General features: G+C 47.5%; 16 protein-coding genes and 2 riboswitches. Of the genes, 8 read left to right on the forward strand and 8 right to left on the reverse strand.

What is annotated here, in order from left to right:
- Positions 1 to 8 precede the first annotated feature (8 nt).
- The 4 genes from ACSQ8P_RS33785 (at position 9) to sugE (ending at position 2,941) form a co-directional block, all read left to right on the forward strand.
- A complete protein-coding gene (locus tag ACSQ8P_RS33785) occupies positions 9 to 827 on the forward strand; it encodes a hypothetical protein (protein WP_436239123.1) in 819 nt (272 codons plus the stop codon).
- Positions 828 to 994: 167 nt separating this feature from the next.
- Positions 995 to 1,133, forward strand: a riboswitch (cyclic di-AMP (ydaO/yuaA leader).
- A 3-nt stretch (positions 1,134 to 1,136) separates the two neighbouring features.
- Positions 1,137 to 1,607 (forward strand): C40 family peptidase, encoded by a 471-nt coding sequence (locus ACSQ8P_RS33790; protein ID WP_436239124.1) that lies wholly within the window; start codon positions 1,137 to 1,139, stop codon positions 1,605 to 1,607.
- 139 nt (positions 1,608 to 1,746) lie between these two features.
- On the forward strand, positions 1,747 to 2,358 hold the full coding sequence (locus ACSQ8P_RS33795; protein ID WP_436239125.1) for an MSMEG_1061 family FMN-dependent PPOX-type flavoprotein: 612 nt from the start codon (positions 1,747 to 1,749) through the stop codon (positions 2,356 to 2,358).
- 69 nt (positions 2,359 to 2,427) lie between these two features.
- Positions 2,428 to 2,530, forward strand: a riboswitch (guanidine-I (ykkC/yxkD leader).
- Between the two features lie 90 nt (positions 2,531 to 2,620).
- Positions 2,621 to 2,941 (forward strand): quaternary ammonium compound efflux SMR transporter SugE, encoded by a 321-nt coding sequence (gene sugE / locus ACSQ8P_RS33800; RefSeq protein WP_436239126.1) that lies wholly within the window; start codon positions 2,621 to 2,623, stop codon positions 2,939 to 2,941.
- A 48-nt stretch (positions 2,942 to 2,989) separates the two neighbouring features.
- On the opposite strand, the gene ACSQ8P_RS33805 is transcribed toward sugE, so the two are convergent.
- The 4 genes from ACSQ8P_RS33805 to ACSQ8P_RS33820 form a co-directional block, all read right to left on the reverse strand.
- Positions 2,990 to 3,883, reverse strand: a complete 894-nt coding sequence (locus tag ACSQ8P_RS33805; RefSeq protein ID WP_436239127.1) for a methyltransferase domain-containing protein — start codon at positions 3,881 to 3,883, stop codon at positions 2,990 to 2,992.
- 268 nt (positions 3,884 to 4,151) lie between these two features.
- Positions 4,152 to 5,108 carry an ABC transporter permease subunit gene (locus ACSQ8P_RS33810; protein WP_436239128.1) on the reverse strand — a complete coding sequence of 319 codons (957 nt, stop codon included), beginning with the start codon at positions 5,106 to 5,108 and terminating at the stop codon, positions 4,152 to 4,154.
- Positions 5,105 to 6,181 (reverse strand): ABC transporter permease subunit, encoded by a 1,077-nt coding sequence (locus tag ACSQ8P_RS33815; RefSeq protein ID WP_436239129.1) that lies wholly within the window; start codon positions 6,179 to 6,181, stop codon positions 5,105 to 5,107. Before ACSQ8P_RS33815 ends, ACSQ8P_RS33810 begins: the two co-directional genes overlap by 4 nt.
- 147 nt (positions 6,182 to 6,328) lie before the next feature.
- Positions 6,329 to 8,044: an ABC transporter ATP-binding protein gene (locus ACSQ8P_RS33820; protein ID WP_436239130.1), complete on the reverse strand. Its 1,716-nt coding sequence runs from the start codon at positions 8,042 to 8,044 to the stop codon at positions 6,329 to 6,331.
- Between the two features lie 176 nt (positions 8,045 to 8,220).
- On the opposite strand from ACSQ8P_RS33820, the gene ACSQ8P_RS33825 reads away from it, so the two are divergent.
- Positions 8,221 to 9,003 carry a lipase family protein gene (locus ACSQ8P_RS33825; RefSeq protein ID WP_436239131.1) on the forward strand — a complete coding sequence of 261 codons (783 nt, stop codon included), beginning with the start codon at positions 8,221 to 8,223 and terminating at the stop codon, positions 9,001 to 9,003.
- A gap of 148 nt (positions 9,004 to 9,151) precedes the next feature.
- On the opposite strand, the gene cysK is transcribed toward ACSQ8P_RS33825, so the two are convergent.
- Positions 9,152 to 10,090, reverse strand: coding sequence for a cysteine synthase A (gene cysK, locus ACSQ8P_RS33830; protein ID WP_436239132.1), 939 nt, complete (start codon positions 10,088 to 10,090; stop codon positions 9,152 to 9,154).
- A 226-nt stretch (positions 10,091 to 10,316) separates the two neighbouring features.
- On the opposite strand from cysK, the gene ACSQ8P_RS33835 reads away from it, so the two are divergent.
- From ACSQ8P_RS33835 to ACSQ8P_RS33845, 3 genes are all read left to right on the forward strand, one after another.
- Entirely contained in the window at positions 10,317 to 11,075 is a 759-nt protein-coding gene (locus ACSQ8P_RS33835) for an exodeoxyribonuclease III (protein WP_436239133.1), read from the forward strand.
- A 128-nt stretch (positions 11,076 to 11,203) separates the two neighbouring features.
- Positions 11,204 to 11,860: a DUF2306 domain-containing protein gene (locus ACSQ8P_RS33840; protein WP_436239134.1), complete on the forward strand. Its 657-nt coding sequence runs from the start codon at positions 11,204 to 11,206 to the stop codon at positions 11,858 to 11,860.
- A 93-nt stretch (positions 11,861 to 11,953) separates the two neighbouring features.
- Positions 11,954 to 12,481, forward strand: coding sequence for a hypothetical protein (locus tag ACSQ8P_RS33845; protein WP_436239135.1), 528 nt, complete (start codon positions 11,954 to 11,956; stop codon positions 12,479 to 12,481).
- On the opposite strand, the gene ACSQ8P_RS33850 is transcribed toward ACSQ8P_RS33845, so the two are convergent.
- The 3 genes from ACSQ8P_RS33850 to ACSQ8P_RS33860 all read right to left on the reverse strand — a co-directional run bounded on the left by ACSQ8P_RS33850 (position 12,473) and on the right by ACSQ8P_RS33860 (position 16,704).
- Positions 12,473 to 12,877: a VOC family protein gene (locus ACSQ8P_RS33850; RefSeq protein WP_436239136.1), complete on the reverse strand. Its 405-nt coding sequence runs from the start codon at positions 12,875 to 12,877 to the stop codon at positions 12,473 to 12,475. The genes ACSQ8P_RS33845 and ACSQ8P_RS33850 overlap by 9 nt on opposite strands.
- 87 nt (positions 12,878 to 12,964) lie before the next feature.
- Positions 12,965 to 14,191 (reverse strand): redoxin domain-containing protein, encoded by a 1,227-nt coding sequence (locus ACSQ8P_RS33855; RefSeq protein ID WP_436239137.1) that lies wholly within the window; start codon positions 14,189 to 14,191, stop codon positions 12,965 to 12,967.
- Positions 14,192 to 14,265: 74 nt separating this feature from the next.
- Complete coding sequence (locus tag ACSQ8P_RS33860; protein ID WP_436239138.1) at positions 14,266 to 16,704, reverse strand: S-layer homology domain-containing protein; 2,439 nt, start codon at positions 16,702 to 16,704, stop codon at positions 14,266 to 14,268.
- Positions 16,705 to 16,716: the final 12 nt, after the last annotated feature.

Consider the following 16,716-nt stretch of genomic DNA (forward strand, 5'->3'; position numbering starts at 1 on the left):
GACCCTCGTTGGCCACCTATATCAAATCAGGCTTCAGGGCAGCTATGGCTCAGCCCTTTGCCACGATCATCTTATTCCTATATCAAATGGGCTGGGGTATTCTCCTGTATAAGCTTGTACAAGGTATTCTTGTCCCTCTCATGCATCGGTTCCCCGGCGCTGAGCAACCCAAGCAGGCATTGCAGATTTTCCTAGCAGAGAGCCAGTTTCAATTAATTAAAACAGATCTCAGCTATCCTTATCTAATGTGGCTTGCTGTACTTTTATGTGCTCGCATGCTGCTGACGCCTCTCTTAAATGGCGGTGTCTACTACTCACTCACACACGCTCATCAGAATGCCGGTTATCGTTTCTTTCGCGGGATGAAGGAACTCATGCTCCCTTTCCTGCTCGTCTACCTGATCCGTATCGCGCTAACGCTTTTCCCACTCATCTGGCTTATTCCGAAAGCCGCTTATATTCTAGGGCATAACGGCTCCTACGAGCAGATTGTTCTCAAGCTTCTACCTTGGATACTTAGTTTAATGGTCTATGGTTTTCTCCTGCAGCTGCTGTTTATGTATGTGCAATTCGCCATCGCGGCTAAGCTGGGTATCCTATCTACCATCTTCTCTTTCTTTCGATATTCGCTGCCGATTATCGGACTTGCCATCATCCTATTACTGTTCACAGGACTTTTGGCAGGGGTCACAGTCACGGCCACTTACCTATGGGCAGGACTAGTAGCCCTGATTATTTATCAGTTGTATCCTCTCTTCCACATTTTCATCCAAATTTGGGGCATTTCGTCCCAATATCAGCTTCTTTCGGCCAAAATATCCAATTAATATCCAGCAAAACAGCGAATAGACAAGCGTTCTCCCCTTCTCTTTGAGAAAGGGGCTTTTTTTTGTCTATTTTCCGAACGATTCGCCTATTTTTCAGCCTTATTTCTTATAAAAAAAGAGGAATTTCATTTTTTATGACGAATTAAAAGGACTAGCATCAAAAAACCAAATTTTTCATGCCGAATTCCTCAGTTTATGGGGAAACGGGGGAACCACTCCGGGTGAATTGATCTTGCAAGACAGGGATCATAGGGAACCTTCAACCGAACCCTCCAGCTAACCTCGTAGGCACCGGAAGGAGACAAGCAGTTGAAGAAAGTTGTTGGTCTTATTTTTAGTCTTGTTTTGTTTTTGAGCGTAAGTGTAGGAAGCGTTTTCGCAGCATCCGATATGGATAAAGCGGTAGACGAGCTTGTTGGAACTCCTTACAGATGGGCAGGAACGACAACCAAAGGATTCGATTGCTCTGGTTTCACGTCCTACTTGTTCGACGAGTTCGGCATCGACCTTCCACACAGCTCCAAATCACAAAACGGTGAAGGCTACTGGGTTGACAAAAGTGATCTTCGTAAGGGCGATCTTGTATTTTTCAACACAGATGGCAGCGGCATCTCTCACGTAGGGATGTACCTCGGTAATGGTGAATTCGTTCACTCCGCTACTAATCAAGGTGTTGTTAAGAATAAGTTGAGCGAATCCTATTATGCGAAGCGGTACGTATCAGCCAGACGTGTTCTATGGGATGATATCTACAATCAACTAACTGCTGAATCCAAGTAATATTCTCGGCACAGAATGAAGCCCTGCAAGCTTTGCTCGTAAGAGCGGTTTGTAGGGCTTCATTCATTTGAACAAGGCTATCTGCGTATACTACTACATATAACCAAGGGCGCATCAGCCCCGAGGAAGGAAAAAACGCATGGATAATATACAAGACAGTACGTCACCCCCATTTCCCGGCATCATTCGATCCATTGATGAAATTAGAGATCATATTGGAGAGCCTCATCCTGCAGTTCAAAATAAAGTTATCAACCAAATCGACGAGCACGCCCAAGCGTTTATCGCCAAATCACCTTTATTCTTCTTATCTACATCGGGTGCGAATGGACTGTGTGATGTATCCCCCCGCGGCGATAGCCCAGGCTTCGTTCGCGTTCTCGATAAGCACCGCTTCATTTATCCAGAAAGACTCGGAAACCGCCGAATAGATTCCATACATAATCTACTGACCAACCCGCAAGTGGGCCTCCTCTTCATCATCCCTGGGGTCGAGACAGTGCTCCGCGTCAATGGACGCGCTTGGCTGACGAGAGATGAAGAGCTCCTTGCGACTATGCAGCTTAATGGGAAATCACCTATTGCCGCTGTCGGCGTTGAGGTGCAGGAATGCTTCGTGCACTGCAGTCGTGCCCTTAAGCTATCAAAGATATGGGATTCCGCAACGTGGGTACCCGAACAAGAACAGCCCGATGCCATGGATATGTTCCGTGCACATCTGGCATTGAACAACATAGCGCTAGAGGAATAAGGATATAAACTAACTAGTTAGCTAAAACATATAACTTGACATGGCATGTTAGCGAGCCTATAATAACGTCATGTCGTTTTCTAGGGTTCCGCGGCGCATCACCGCTGGCTGGTCCAAGGGAAAACACACAGCAGATATGCTGTGGTCACGGAGGGAGAAAAGCCCGGGAGTCTATCGCAACAGTGCGATATTCCCGGGCTTTTCTCTGTTTATTTTGTGCCACTGACATCGTAAATTCCCCACATGAAGGAGTGTTTTCATTATGGCATGGTTATTTCTAGTCATTGCAGGTGTATTTGAGGTAGTATGGGCCATCTCATTGAAATTTTCCAATGGCTTCACGCGACTTGTCCCGTCCATTGTTACAATTCTAGGTATGATCGTTAGCTTCTATTTCTTAGCTGCAGCAACGAAAACTCTTCCGATTGGAACAGCCTATGCAGCCTGGACCGGCATCGGTGCTGTCGGTGCGATTATCATAGGTACGCTTTTCCTCGATGAACCGGTCAGTTTGACCCGAATCTTGTTTATGGTCTTAATTTTGGTCGGTGTGCTCGGACTAAAGTTTACGTCAGGGCACTAAGATCCGTCGAGGACGAATTCTTTGCGATTGGGTCACGCACACGCTGGGCTATTTGATTGTATAGCTCACATACCAGAAGCTGCCTCCCACAAAGATGCGCAAATGCTGTGACAAGGGTCGAAAAATGTCATTCAACTCTTCGTAGGTAAAATAGTTCTTAAGTATTTCATGCTTCGAGCCGTCGGCTAATTCGCGTCTTTTGTAGGTGTCTTCGCTATCCTCGTGGGTAATGAGCTCGCCGCCTCTGCCAGGCACATACACATTATCTGCGATAAAAACCTGCGCTCCGCTGCCTAATCGTTCATGGAAGCCTTGTAAAAAGCTGTCGATCCGATTCCGCGGAATATGCGAGAACCAGAAGTTCGCCAGCCCGTAATCGAACTCCCCTCTTATCTCGGAGAGCTCATACGCATCTCCTTCCTTGAAGGCCGCATTCCCCTTCGGCCATGACTTCGACTCCGCGATGCGCAGCACCTCTGGGCGGATGTCTACGCCAACAAGCTGCGTCGCCGTTTCTGCGGCAATGTGTGTCCAATATCCTGTGCCGCAAGCGATTTCCAACACACGGCGTCCCTCCACTTGCTTCTTCAGGATATCAGACAGAAGCGCCAATTCTTGTTGATACTCCGCATCCTCGCGGTGATAAATCCGTTCATACTCCTCTGCCCGTGCGCCGTAGTAGGCTTGCATGCTCAGCTTTTCCTGGTCCAAAAGCGTCTGCTTCTCCTTCACTTCGTGCAGGATGCGATGCCTCGCTGACAGCAGATCCGCAAAAATCGCGCCACCTTGTGAGGCATAATTCGCAAGCAGCCCCTGCGTCGCCATAACAATCAGCTGTGTCATCGATAGGCCCGTGGCATCCGCCATCTGCTCTAACTCTGCTTTCACTTTCTCAGGCAAATATACCGAGAGTCGCTTCGTTTTGTCTTGTTTGTCATCCATGGTTAGCTCGCCTCCTTATAGTTGAATTTTAACACATAATATGTACCATGTTAACATTTATTATGTTGTATGAGTAGATTTTAAATTCTTGTCTCGTTTATAACCACTTTTCTGATCTAAATGGAAAAACTCCATCTATTTCCTCAATATCCCACACGTTCGGCGTAAATGTGTGAATTTAGCTGTACTTTTGGCGCAGCCCTCCTCCTCCTCCTGCACAACCAACAAAAAAGCCGAGCCCCACCCATCGGATGGACGCTCGACTCTATTACATCAGCTGACGTTCCTCGCCATAGCGGCGTTTGAGCTGATTCAAGAAAAATTGCAGCGATAGGAACAACGCTGCGAAGCTTGTGCCTGCGCTGAGTATGATCCACGGGTGCAGCCGGATATAACGTGCGCCGTAGGCGATCAACGATAACCATTCCCCAGATGTGCTGATGGTAATCTGAAAGCCGGCTTCCTCGTCGCCGATCGTCTCTGTACCGCCGAGCACAATATTGAATACGGCTAGCTGCCCCAGCAAGAACAGTACCTGCATAAACTCGCTTAAGAAGATGAACATCATTTCATTCCGCATCGACGGGAAAATATGCCGAAGCGTCCGATGCCAGAACGAACCACCCATGAGGCGGGATGCTTCAATAAACATTTTGCCACTATAATAGCGTGTCCGATCTGCGATCTGATGTGCCAGCGGGAAGATGCCAATCAGTGTAATTAAGATAATGAAAGTAATGCTGAACAACAGCTTGTTGTGCGGATCCGCTTCGGCCCCAAGATCGAGCCTTAACCCGTAATACATCCCCGCTAGCGGCGGATAGAGGAAAATAAATGCCGGCACTGCGGCAACCGCCCATTGTAAGGATCGGAGAAAACCTCGCCCTCTCCCCGTCGTCCCGCTCCACAATCCCCAGGGTAACGCTACGGCAAAACGAAGTAAGGTCAGACCAAGCGCAGTGCCTAATGTGTATTTTAACCCATTCAATAGTAAGCTGAGCATGTCGAATCCACGGTGATCGGTTCCAAGCAGGAAAGTGCTATTGGGTGCGTACGGCGGGATTGCATATCTGGTTTTTCCGTCTTCTTGGTATTGGATCATGTTGATTTTGTCCTCTGGCGAAATGCCATGCGGCTTCAACCAGGACCCGAACACCATCACCAGCAGGAATAGCGCCAAAATTGCGATGGATAGATAAAAGGCGGTAGAAGGACGTTTTCTCATGGTCTAGCCACTTCCTCCGCACGTACCACGAACCTCTTCCGCAGCAGTGCATACAGGATATGAAAAGCCATGGCAACCACACCAAGCACCACACAGATCGCAGACATCGAAGTGGTCCCCTGGTAGATTGGCAGAATGATGAAGCCCCCCAAGCCGCCAATGCCACAAATCGCCTCCGCAACTGCCATACTTGCAAGGGCTAATGTCGTAGCTCTTGGCAAAATAGCCAACACATCCTCCATTACATTCCGGAGCACATGCGAGAAGAGTACCTCGCGCCGAGTCAATCCTTTAGCCAGTGCAGTTACAACGTAATCCTGCCCCAGTTCCCGTGCAATTGCGACGCGAAGTGTCCCATAAATCGTCACCGACGGTATCAACGCAATCGTCAGAAAGGGAATGAGGAATGGCGTTCTGTCTCCCACTTGAACAATCAGCAACACATAGTGACCGAGGAGCTTAGTCGCGTAAATCGCCGCCAATTGAATCAGCACGATCAGGAAAAAGTCCGGTAATCCAACAAGCAGCGCATGAATACCATCCAGCACGACGCCGATTCGCCTTGATATGGAAGCCCATAGAGCTAATAGCATACTGAGTAAGATTGCGAGCAGCAAGCCTGGGATGAAATAGGTGCAGGTTTTGAGCAGCATTTTAGGAATCGCTGTCGTCATCGGCACTTCCTTACGCGTATAGGGATCTCGGTATTTCCCAAAATCACCATGCAAAAAGCCTTTAAGCTGATCCTTGACGGTGTAGCCATAATAGCGCCACGAAATGATAGGCTTCTCTAGCAGAACGACCGAGGATCGCAGGACACCTTTGATCGTCATGGCCGTGCCTTGGTACTCCCAAAACTTGCCGTAAGGGACTTCCAGTAGACCACTTTTCTCATTCAAAATCTTACTGCCGGGCAGCATCTCACTTACCTTCTGCATACTAATGCTGGAATTGACCGTCACTTTGATCTGATCGGGCTGGACGGACAAGAACATTTGCCTAATATTACTCAGCAGGAAAATACCGATCAGCGTAATCGCACCCAGCAATAGCCATCGTCCTATTGACTTCAATCCGTGCCACCTCTTTTATAATTTACCTTAGGTAAAATAATTGTATGGTCATAGTTTATCACGAAGGTTTTGGACAGGACTAGTCTATTCCATTGAAAAAAAAGAAAAAGCCCCACCTCCCCGTGCGAACAGGAAGGTGAAAGCTTCTTAAGAACTGAACTGCGCCTGATGCAGGCGGCTGTAGACACCCCCGACGGCGATGAGTTCCTCGTGCGCGCCTTGCTCGGTGATGCCGTCTTCCGTCACAACGACGATCCGGTCCGCGTTCTTGATCGTCGCGAGTCGATGCGCAATGACGAGTGTCGTGCGTCCCTTCGACAGCTCCGCCAAGGATTGCTGGATCGCCGCTTCGGTCTCGGTATCCAGCGCCGATGTCGCCTCATCTAAGATGAGAATCGGCGGATTCTTCAAGAACATGCGCGCGATCGCGAGGCGCTGCTTCTGCCCGCCGGAGAGCTTGACGCCGCGCTCTCCGATCACCGTATCCAGTCCCTTCGGTTGGGACTGGATATAGCCTTGCAGCTGCGCGCGCCGCGCAGCGTCCCAGATCTCCTCATCCGTCGCGCCTAGCTTGCCGTACGCAATGTTCTCCCGCATCGTGCCGGAGAACAGGAACACATCTTGCTGCACAATGCCGATTTGGCGGCGCAGCGATTCCAGCTCGATATTACGGATATCGAGCCCGTCAATGGCGATGCTGCCCTCGCTGACATCGTAGAAGCGCGGCAGCAAGGAACAGATCGTCGTTTTGCCTGCGCCTGATGGACCGACGAAAGCAACGGTCTCCCCTGCGCGAATGGACAGGGAGATGTTATTCAAAACACGAGCCTCATCCCCGTAACCGAAGGACACATTGTTGAATTTGATTTGGCCATCGAGGTGGTCTACCTGGATCGCATTCGGGTGATTGGCAACCTCCGGCTCGGTGTCGATGACCTCTACGTAGCGTTTGAAGCCAGCAATCCCCTTCGGATAGCTTTCAATGACGTTATTGATTTTCTGAATCGGGCCTAAGAATACATTCGTTAATAGAACAAAGGCAATGAACTCGCCATAGGTAATTTGCTTATCGATCACAAACCATGTGCCACAGATCAGCACGAATACCGTAACGGAACGCATTAAGATGTAGCTTAAGGAAATGTTCCACGCCATGATTTTATAAGAAGCCAACTTCGTCAATCGGAATCGGCCATTGTTCACTTCGAACAATTTCTTCTCATGAGATTCGTTCGCGAACGCTTGTACCACACGAATACCGCCGATGTTATCTTCCACTCTTGCATTAATATCCGCGAGATCGCCCATCATGCGGCGGAAGGTCTTGGTCATTTTCTGATTAAAGTACACCGCAATCCACAGCAAGAACGGCACAATAACGAACGTTAGCAGCGCAAGCTTCACATTAATTTGCAGCATAAGCAGAAGCGCGCCAATGAGTGTCATCACGGCAATAAACAGATCCTCCGGACCATGATGCGCAACCTCGCCGATTTCAAGCAAATCATTCGCCATGCGCGACATTATCTGTCCCGTTTTGTTATTGTCATAGAACCGGAAGCTCAGCTTCTGCAGATGATTGAACATTTTCTTCCGCATATCCGTTTCAATGTTAATCCCCAGCATATGACCCCAATAGGTGACAACAAAGTTCAGCAGTGTATTCAGCGCATAGACGGCCAACAATCCTACACACGCCCATATAATCCAAGCCCAATTCCCTGCAGGCAGCAATTTATCAATAACCTGATTGACAGCTAGCGGGAAACCTAGCTCCAACAACCCAGCCACCACCGCACAAGTAAAATCCAAAATAAATAAGTGCTTATAGGGCCGATAGTATGAAAAAAACCTTCTTAACATGTGTCTATTCCACCTTTCGTATCGTTGACAACCAACATGGCTTCACGCACTTAATGGTTGCAACACTTGCCTATTATACCTGAAATCCTCCACAAATAGGCAGTTGTCGGAGGACATGTATCCAATATTTTCATATGAATAGGTATATCTTATCCTGGCTGTGGAGGCATGGCATCATGTTCAACAACTCTATGGATACGCGAACTGCCCTTCGCCTCGCAGCGATGTGCGGTCAAAGCTATACCCAACTAGAACAAGGAACGGAAAGCGTTATTTTACCCGCTGCCTATCGGATTGTGACTTCGTTCACAGCGAATTCCGCCTTTGGCGGGCGTGAGCTATTTGGCTTTATTGCAGAATCCGATAGTCAAATTGTGATTGTATTTCGGGGCACGTCCACCACATCGGACTGGATCTCAGATGCCATTGCCAGACAAACTGATTTCCCCTATGCCAAAGATGGCGGCCTCGTACACCAGGGGTTCCTGGACATTTACCAATCCGCCCGCAAGCAAATTGTAACGGCTATGAGTAAACTATCCCCTCACAAACAACTCTACCTCACAGGTCATAGTTTGGGAGGCTCGCTCGCCACTTTATGTGCGGCAGATTTGGCAACAAACACCAAGTTTAGAGACCCTTCCGTCTACACTTTCGGTTCACCCAGAGTCGGTAATACAACATTCGCGGGTCAATTTAATCGCAAAACTGGCCCCCATTATCGCGTGTATAATCGCAACGATATGGTTCCTTCGCTGCCGCCTCTCGTTTATAAATCGCCTCGTACGGGTGACCTCTACCACTATATTCATGTGAAAAAAGCCGTTGAGCTCGACTTTCCAACCGGATCATTCGCCGGAAATCATGCCGTAAGCAGTTATTTCACGGAACTGGCTAAGCTCGATCCGAAATATGCAAAGCTCCTCTGCGCCAAGACGCCGGGCTTCTGCCCGAACTGAAAGAGACTATGGGAATGGCCCCATAGTCTCTTTTTACACATATTTGTCGTATTTCGCGGAATCAATTTCGCTAGATTTCGACATGCAAAAAAACCGTGAATGGTGCGATTCGCTACCATTCACGGTTTAATAGATTATCTTATTTTCCTTATTCGAGCTCTGCAAAAAGCGCCGATGACAAATATCGCTCCCCGGTGTCCGGTAGGATGACAACGATCGTCTTCCCTTTATTCTCAGGTCGCTTCGCCAGTTGAACGGCTGCAAAGGCTGCAGCTCCAGACGAAATGCCGACAAGAAGCCCTTCACTTTTGGCCAATTGGCGGGCCGTCTCCATCGCCTCTTCATTGCTAACGGTGAGAATTTCGTCCACGATGGCCCGGTTGAAGTTATCCGGCACAAAACCAGCGCCGATCCCTTGAATCTGGTGCACACCACGTGTACCTCCTGATAGCACAGGGGAATCCGCAGGTTCAACGGCAACAATTTGAACATCGGAATGTCGCTGTTTTAGAATCTCCCCTACACCAGTAATGGTGCCTCCTGAACCTACGCCAGCCACGAAAATATCAACCTTCCCGCCCGTATCTCGCCAAATTTCTTCTGCAGTGGTCGTACGATGAATCTCAGGGTTGGCTGGATTGCTGAACTGCTGCGGGATATAGGAATTGGGCAGCCCAGCAGCTAATTCCTTGGCTTTGCGAATGGCACCTTGCATGCCTTCCGCAGCTGGTGTGAGCACAAGCTCTGCGCCTAGGGCTCTTACAATTTTGCGGCGCTCCTCGCTGAACGAATCCGGTAAAATAATGATCAACCGATAGCCCAAAGCAGCTGCTGCAAAAGCGAGACCGATGCCCGTATTCCCACTCGTCGGCTCGATAATGACGGTATCCTGATTGATTTTCCCCTTGCGTTCTGCGTCCTTCAGCATGGCATAGCCAATGCGATCCTTCACGCTGCCCGCCGGGTTAAAATACTCCAGCTTCGCGACAATGCGAGCTTCAAGTTCTTGCCTTTTATTAAAATTCCAGAGCTCCAGCAACGGTGTATTTCCGATGAGTTCTGTTAAGTTATTATATATTTTGGTCATGGGGGGATCCTCGCTTTCAGTGACATTGAATTAAACCTATACGTTTAGTTGGATATATAAAGTATAGCACCTGCCGAGAGGGATATTAAATCAATAATCCTGATAAAAGGGTGTGGTATTTTCTTATATTGGGGGATTATTGGATTAAGACGACCCTGACGCGAACATATGGTACACTGATTTTTAGATCATAAAAATCATAAGCAGAGAGCAAGGAGAACCGATAATGAAACTGGTATCTTGGAATGTGAATGGCTTAAGGGCCTGCGTGAATAAAGGGTTTACGGATTATTTTAAAGAGATGGATGCGGATCTATTCTGCTTGCAGGAAACGAAGCTGCAGGAGGGGCAAATCGACCTCGACCTCGGCGAGGGTTATAAGCAATATTGGAACTATGCCGAGAAAAAGGGGTATTCCGGTACGGCCGTTTTCTCGAAAGTGGAGCCAATTTCTGTCCGTTACGGTATAGAGGAAGATTCCGAGCCTGAAGGTCGCATCTTGACCTTAGAGTTCGAGAATTTCTATCTCGTGACCGTTTATACACCGAATGCGAAGCGTGATCTATCCAGATTGCCCTATCGGTTAGAGTGGGAGGATCGGTTTCGCGATTATTTAGTCGGTTTGGATGCGGTTAAACCTGTGTTGGTTTGCGGTGATTTGAATGTCGCCCATCACGAGATCGACTTGAAAAATGCTAAAGGCAACCACAACAACTCCGGCTTTACCCTCGAAGAGCGTGGCAAAATGACGGATTTGCTGACTGCTGGCTTCATCGATACGTTCCGACACCTATATCCGGAAAGAACAGATGTGTACTCGTGGTGGTCCAATATGCCTGGCGTTCGTGCTCGGAATGTGGGCTGGCGGATTGACTATTTCCTCGCATCAGCGCGATTAGCACCTAAGATTATCGAAGCATCTATTGCGTGTGATATCTTGGGAAGCGATCATTGTCCGGTGGTTTTGGAGTTGGAGTTAGCCTAGAAGCTTGGCTGATCCCAATCCCCGACTTAAGGAGGAGCACCCGCTCCGACCTTGGTCGCTTCTGGAAATAACTTCCTGAGTGGTAAGATCGAATCAACAAGAATTCGATGAGCTGTGAGGGATGCAAAGTGAAGAGAAACCGAAGAAGACGACGAAATTGGGTTTTTGGTATCCTAGCTTTCCTAGCCGTTGGGATCGCGGCTTATGCCTTGTTACTGTATGGCAACCCAGATGATATCAAAGATCAAGGTTTTGTTACCGAGAAAGGTGCCATGCCTGATCTCTGGTATACTGTGCTATGGTTCCACGCGGTTTCTGGCGGCATTGCGCTCGGCATTGGTTGGTTGCAATTTATCAAGAGGATTCGCCTCCGAACACCGAATGTCCATCGCGCGATTGGCTATGCCTATGCAACGATGATTACGGCAGCAGGTGTGACCGGCCTCTACATGGCTTATTATACTAGCGGTGGCTGGAGTGCTCAGCTCGGCTTTGGGGCACTATCTCTCATGTGGTTGTACACGCTTTACCAAAGCCTCAAAAGCATAATTGCTGATCGCAACCCACGCACACACGGTCAATGGATGTTGCGAAATTACGCGCTGTCCTGCGCAGCAATTTCCCTTCGTATCATGACGCCGTTAGCAGGCGTGTTCTGGGGACTTACGGATACGAATGATACGTTCGGCGTCATTGCTTGGATCTGTTGGTTGCCGAATTTGCTCTTCGCGGAAATGATCATTCGTGCTGGGATTGGCAGAATTTCAAAACCTTTAAACGCTTAAATTAGCATGTTGCACATGAACCCCCTTCGATTTAGAGAGGGGTTATTTCCTCATAATCCTCCTGTATACTAAAAGAGAAGGAGTGATACGTCTATGCTAGTGAAAATGAGGCAAGACATGTTCCATACTTTAGGCGACGAAGCACTTATAGCGGCCTGCTTCCAGCCAATCATCCAAGCTTATAAAGAGATTCAAACGCGAGGTGAAGATTTCACCTCTGGGCTATTTCAAGAGCTTTCACCAGGCCAACAAGCCTTGTTCGCCTTCCGCGTCTACCATACCCATGCCATCAAATCGCAGACTGATTTCTATTGGTGGAGTGCCTATTTCCTAGCTCAGCCAGCAAAATGGGCCGGTATTCAAAGCTCGCTGCGCTTTTTCGAAGACAACTCCACTTTACCTCTTGTCGAGCGTATGGAGTCGCTCCTCCGGCAACGAAATCACCCGAGAAATATCACCAACAACTTTGATATTTCTACAACGGATCTCGAGCAAGATCCCGAACTGATGTCGGAGGTCAGACCGCTCTATGCGGCCTTACTAGAAGCTGCAGAGATCACTAATAAAGGCATTGCGGCCTACATTCGAAACCATCCTGATGCTTTTGTAGCATTACGTTGATTCCGGATTAACAGCAAAAAGTGAATGAATATTCCCATCCGGATCAGCGAAGAAGGCCGTTACGTGTCCCCATGACTTCACCTTTGGCTCCATAATCGCCGTAGCCCCTTTGGAGACGTACTCCTCATAAAGAGCGCTCACTTCTTCCGGTGAGTCACATTGAAAATTAAACTCAAAGGCTTGCCCTTTGCGCTCTTCCAAAAATGAAGGATGACCATTCGTATTATCCGCCATGAGAGGAGTCGTGAAAATGGCTAGACGAACGCCACTATTGTCGAATTCAACATAATCCGCTTCTTCCACCACAATTCGAAAACCTAGCACTTCCCGATAAAAACGTGCTAGTCGTGCAACATCCTTTGATAACATCGTGATGCCTTCTAAGTGAATTCTCATCGTGCAATCCCACCGTTTCTTGTCTATTTCCTAAAATTGTAACACGCACAACAAGGTGGGATCAAGTGTTCTTATTTCGCGAATTTCCTACTCGACCAGCAGTCCCTTAATAACGGTCCTCATCTGCTCTTCCGTTAACGTGCCTACTCGGTTGTAGGCAACCCTTCCCTGCTTATCTACAAAAATGGAAACCGGAATGGACCGGAGTTTGTACGCTTGCGTGACCTTTTTATCAGGATCAAGCACCACACGGAAGGAATACGGATGTTCTTTCAAATAGGCATTGACCTTATCCAGACTTTCGCCAACATCAATAGCTAGCATGACGATATTGTCATCCTTAAACTCGTGATAAACCTTTTCCATATCCGGCATTTCTTTAATACACCACTTGCACCAAGTCGCCCAAAAGTTAATATACACGTTCTTGCCTTTCAGATCGCTCAAGGTTACCCGCTGACCATGTAAGTCCGTTACTGTGAAATCGATCGCATTCTCCCGCTCCTGAGCGCTAAGTAATAGCGTATTGGGTGTTGTCCCCCCCTCTGCACTCTCCGTATTTGAAGCCGCTGGCTGCAAGCTGGAGGATTCCACTGTTGCTTTTTCACTAATGCTATATGAGCTCGTTAAAAAGGAAAGGGACTGATTAATCATCTCCATCCGATTCGTGAAAACGAGAAGGCCCATAAAGATCATAATGACGCCGCTGACAACGGAAAAAATGGGCAAGTATTTGGAAACCTTTTTCAACAATCGGGATAAATGTTCGACTACAAAGGCCGAAAGCACAAAAGGCACCGCCATCCCTAGCGAGTAGGCCGTGAGCAGAAGGACTCCCTTTTGGATGGTTTCCATACTGCCAGCGTAAATAAGAATCGTAGATAACATCGGACCGATACACGGTGTCCATCCGACTGCGAAGGCCATACCTACCAGGAACGGACCCGTTTTTTTCACAGTTGGACGGCTAGTTAGGAGTCTTTTTTCAGAATACAAAAATTTAATCTTAAATATCCCTGTCATATGAAGCCCAAATAGGATGATGACTACGCCGCCAATCTGTCTGAAAATCGATAAATTGGATGTAAATAATTTGCTGATCGAGCTTACGGAAATACCTAAGCCTATAAACACAAGGGAGAACCCTAATATAAAGAATAAGGATTTATAGACGACATGACTCTTCCCTTTATTTGTAACCAGATCGGTTAAGGACGAGCCTACAATATAGCTGAAATACACTGGAATGAGCGGAAGAACGCAAGGGGATATGAATGAAAGCAGCCCCGCTGAAAAAGCCAAGATGAAGTCCAAATCGGTTCTCCTCCCATGATCGTTTTAACCAAAATGGGCAAAATGGGCAGCCTTGCGGCTACCCATTTCACCTCTTATTTAAGTAAGTTGTATAACACTTGAGCGGCTTCAGCTCTTGTGGATAGGTTTTGCGGGTTAAGCTTAGCGTTATCCCCTGTTAGGATCCCACTCTCAACAAGTGACTTAAATGCTTCTTGCGCGAATCCTGCGATTTGGCCCGCATCCGTGAAACTAGACAATGTAGCTGCTGTATTCCCTTTTGGAAGCTTATTCAGTACACCTAACGAGCGATGTAATAGTGTGAACAGCTCTTCACGAGAGATGCTTTGATTCGGTGCGAATTGATTATCACCAACACCACCGGCAATGTTTAGACGTTTAGCAGCCGCCAAATAAGGCGTGTAGTACGTATTACCTGCATCCGCGAAATTATCTTTCGCGTTCTCTTCCGGCGCTATGCCGTATGCTTTTAATAGGAGCGTAATGAATTGTCCTCTTGTCAGCTTGTCATTCGGACTGAAATGAGTCTCGTCCGTGCCGCCAGCAATCTTATTGGCTGCTAAGAAGTTAATCGCTTGATGGTGCCACGCTGACTCTGGCACATCTACAAACGCAGATTTGGTGTACGTGATCACAACATCTGTTGCTGGACTTGGGTTATAGCCATATTTGGCTGCATATCTAACTTGATATGTACCTGTCGATAATCCTGTCGTTTCTGTAGCTTTGGCTGCCGTGTATTTGGTGGTTCCGGAAAGTTTATATTCCAACTGCGCAGTTGTGCCTGTGATTTTTCCATCAAGACTCAACGAAGTTGTTGCTGCTGCAATGCCTAGCCCAGATGGTGCTGCCGGTTGCTCCAAATTCAAGTCAATGATCGTAGCTGGACTTGGCTTGAAGCCAGCTTTAGCTGCAGTCCTCACGTAATATGTACCTTGCGTAAGTCCTGTAAGGGAAGTGCCTGTTACTGGTGCATAAGCTTTGTCTTCTGCCCGTTTGTACTCAAGAGATGTAGACGTACCGCTGATTTGACCATCTTTGCTCGTGTCTGACTTTGGAGCTTTCCCTGTCAGTCCTGTTGGAGCCGCTTGCTCAGCCGCACCTTGCAGTTCTGAGAAGGCACGATCTAGCGCCTGAATGTAGTTGTTGTAATTGACACCTTTTTTACCATTCAGTTCATAGTCAGGTTGAATATCCTTCCACGTGTACATTAACTCAACATGATCAAGAATTGGGGCTGGTTTTCCTTGCGCATCTTTATGATCCTTGTTGTAAATAAAGAAGTAAGGGACTTGCAGCTTGTTAGCAACATGCTCCACGCCATTTGCATCTTTGTAGCTGACATTATTGCTTGCTTTTGCATAAAGAGTTTCGATATTCGTTAAGTAGGTATTAACTAGATCTACGTAACGGTCAGCAAATGGAGCTCCGGTCGCTCTGATTTGAAGGAAATTGCTGCTATCCGTTCCTACAGGCACATCTGGCGTCCCGCCAATGCCCCCGTCCAACTTCGTATCCCAGTTGTACACTTTGGTTACATTGTATTTCTTCGCATACTCGTTGACATATTTCGCAACTGCTCGTGTATTAGGGCACCATGAGCATCCGAATAGGAAAACATAGTTCCCTTCGCTTTGCAATACACTGTTTAGCTCGTCATAAGTAACGGGGTCAAGCACGATGTCTTTATCCGCTTCGCCAAAGATCGTTTCTCCCGCGAATTCATTATAGGAGGAGGCAATATAGTTGTTATTATTTTGGTCGGCTTGCAAGCCTGCTTTCAGGTCAGCTGGAACCGCATCAAATGCCGCACTGACCTTCGCTTTATACGCATCCACTTTGGCTTGATCCACAACACCATTAGTTAAAAGTGCGTCGATTCCCTCTACCGAAGAGATAATCGGTGCATTGGCAGAGCCATTTTTGTTGTTTTTGTTGTACACGAACAGGAACGGAGTTTGAATCTTTTGAGCTGTCCCTGTCAGGGTTTTGGTAACAAGATTAGGCGCTTTGCCTGACGTTACGTCATTGCTGTATGTAACACTCTCCGAACCTTCGATTTGTGTGCTAAGATTGGTTAAATACTTATTAACCAAATCGACATAACGTCTCGAGATTGGATTGTTGGCGGAATCTGCGATATCTGTAGCCGGGTCGTGACCATCTAACCGAGTATCAAAGTTATAGACGGATTTGATTCCCTTCGCTTGGGCTACCTCATTTATGTATCCGACAACGGATTGTGTTTCTTTACTCCAAGCACCGCCGAATAGAAAGACATATGTACCTTCAGAGTCTAGTAAATAATCAAGTTCATGATAGGTTGTTGTTTTAAAAACGTTCTTATCGTCAACGAGATTATCATATTTTTGGTTGAAATAACTGGTATAAGTGCTGTTGATTGGGGCTGATGAAGCTGCGGCGCTTGCTTGGTTCGTATGTAAAAAAGGTAAAACGAGCGTAGCAGCCAGGAGCATCGTTAATGCTTTATTAGTTGTCGATGATTTAGTCATGGTATTCTCCTC

This window comes from Paenibacillus sp. LjRoot153 (assembly GCF_964253085.1).
Taxonomy (GTDB): Bacteria; Bacillota; Bacilli; order Paenibacillales; family NBRC-103111; genus Paenibacillus_E.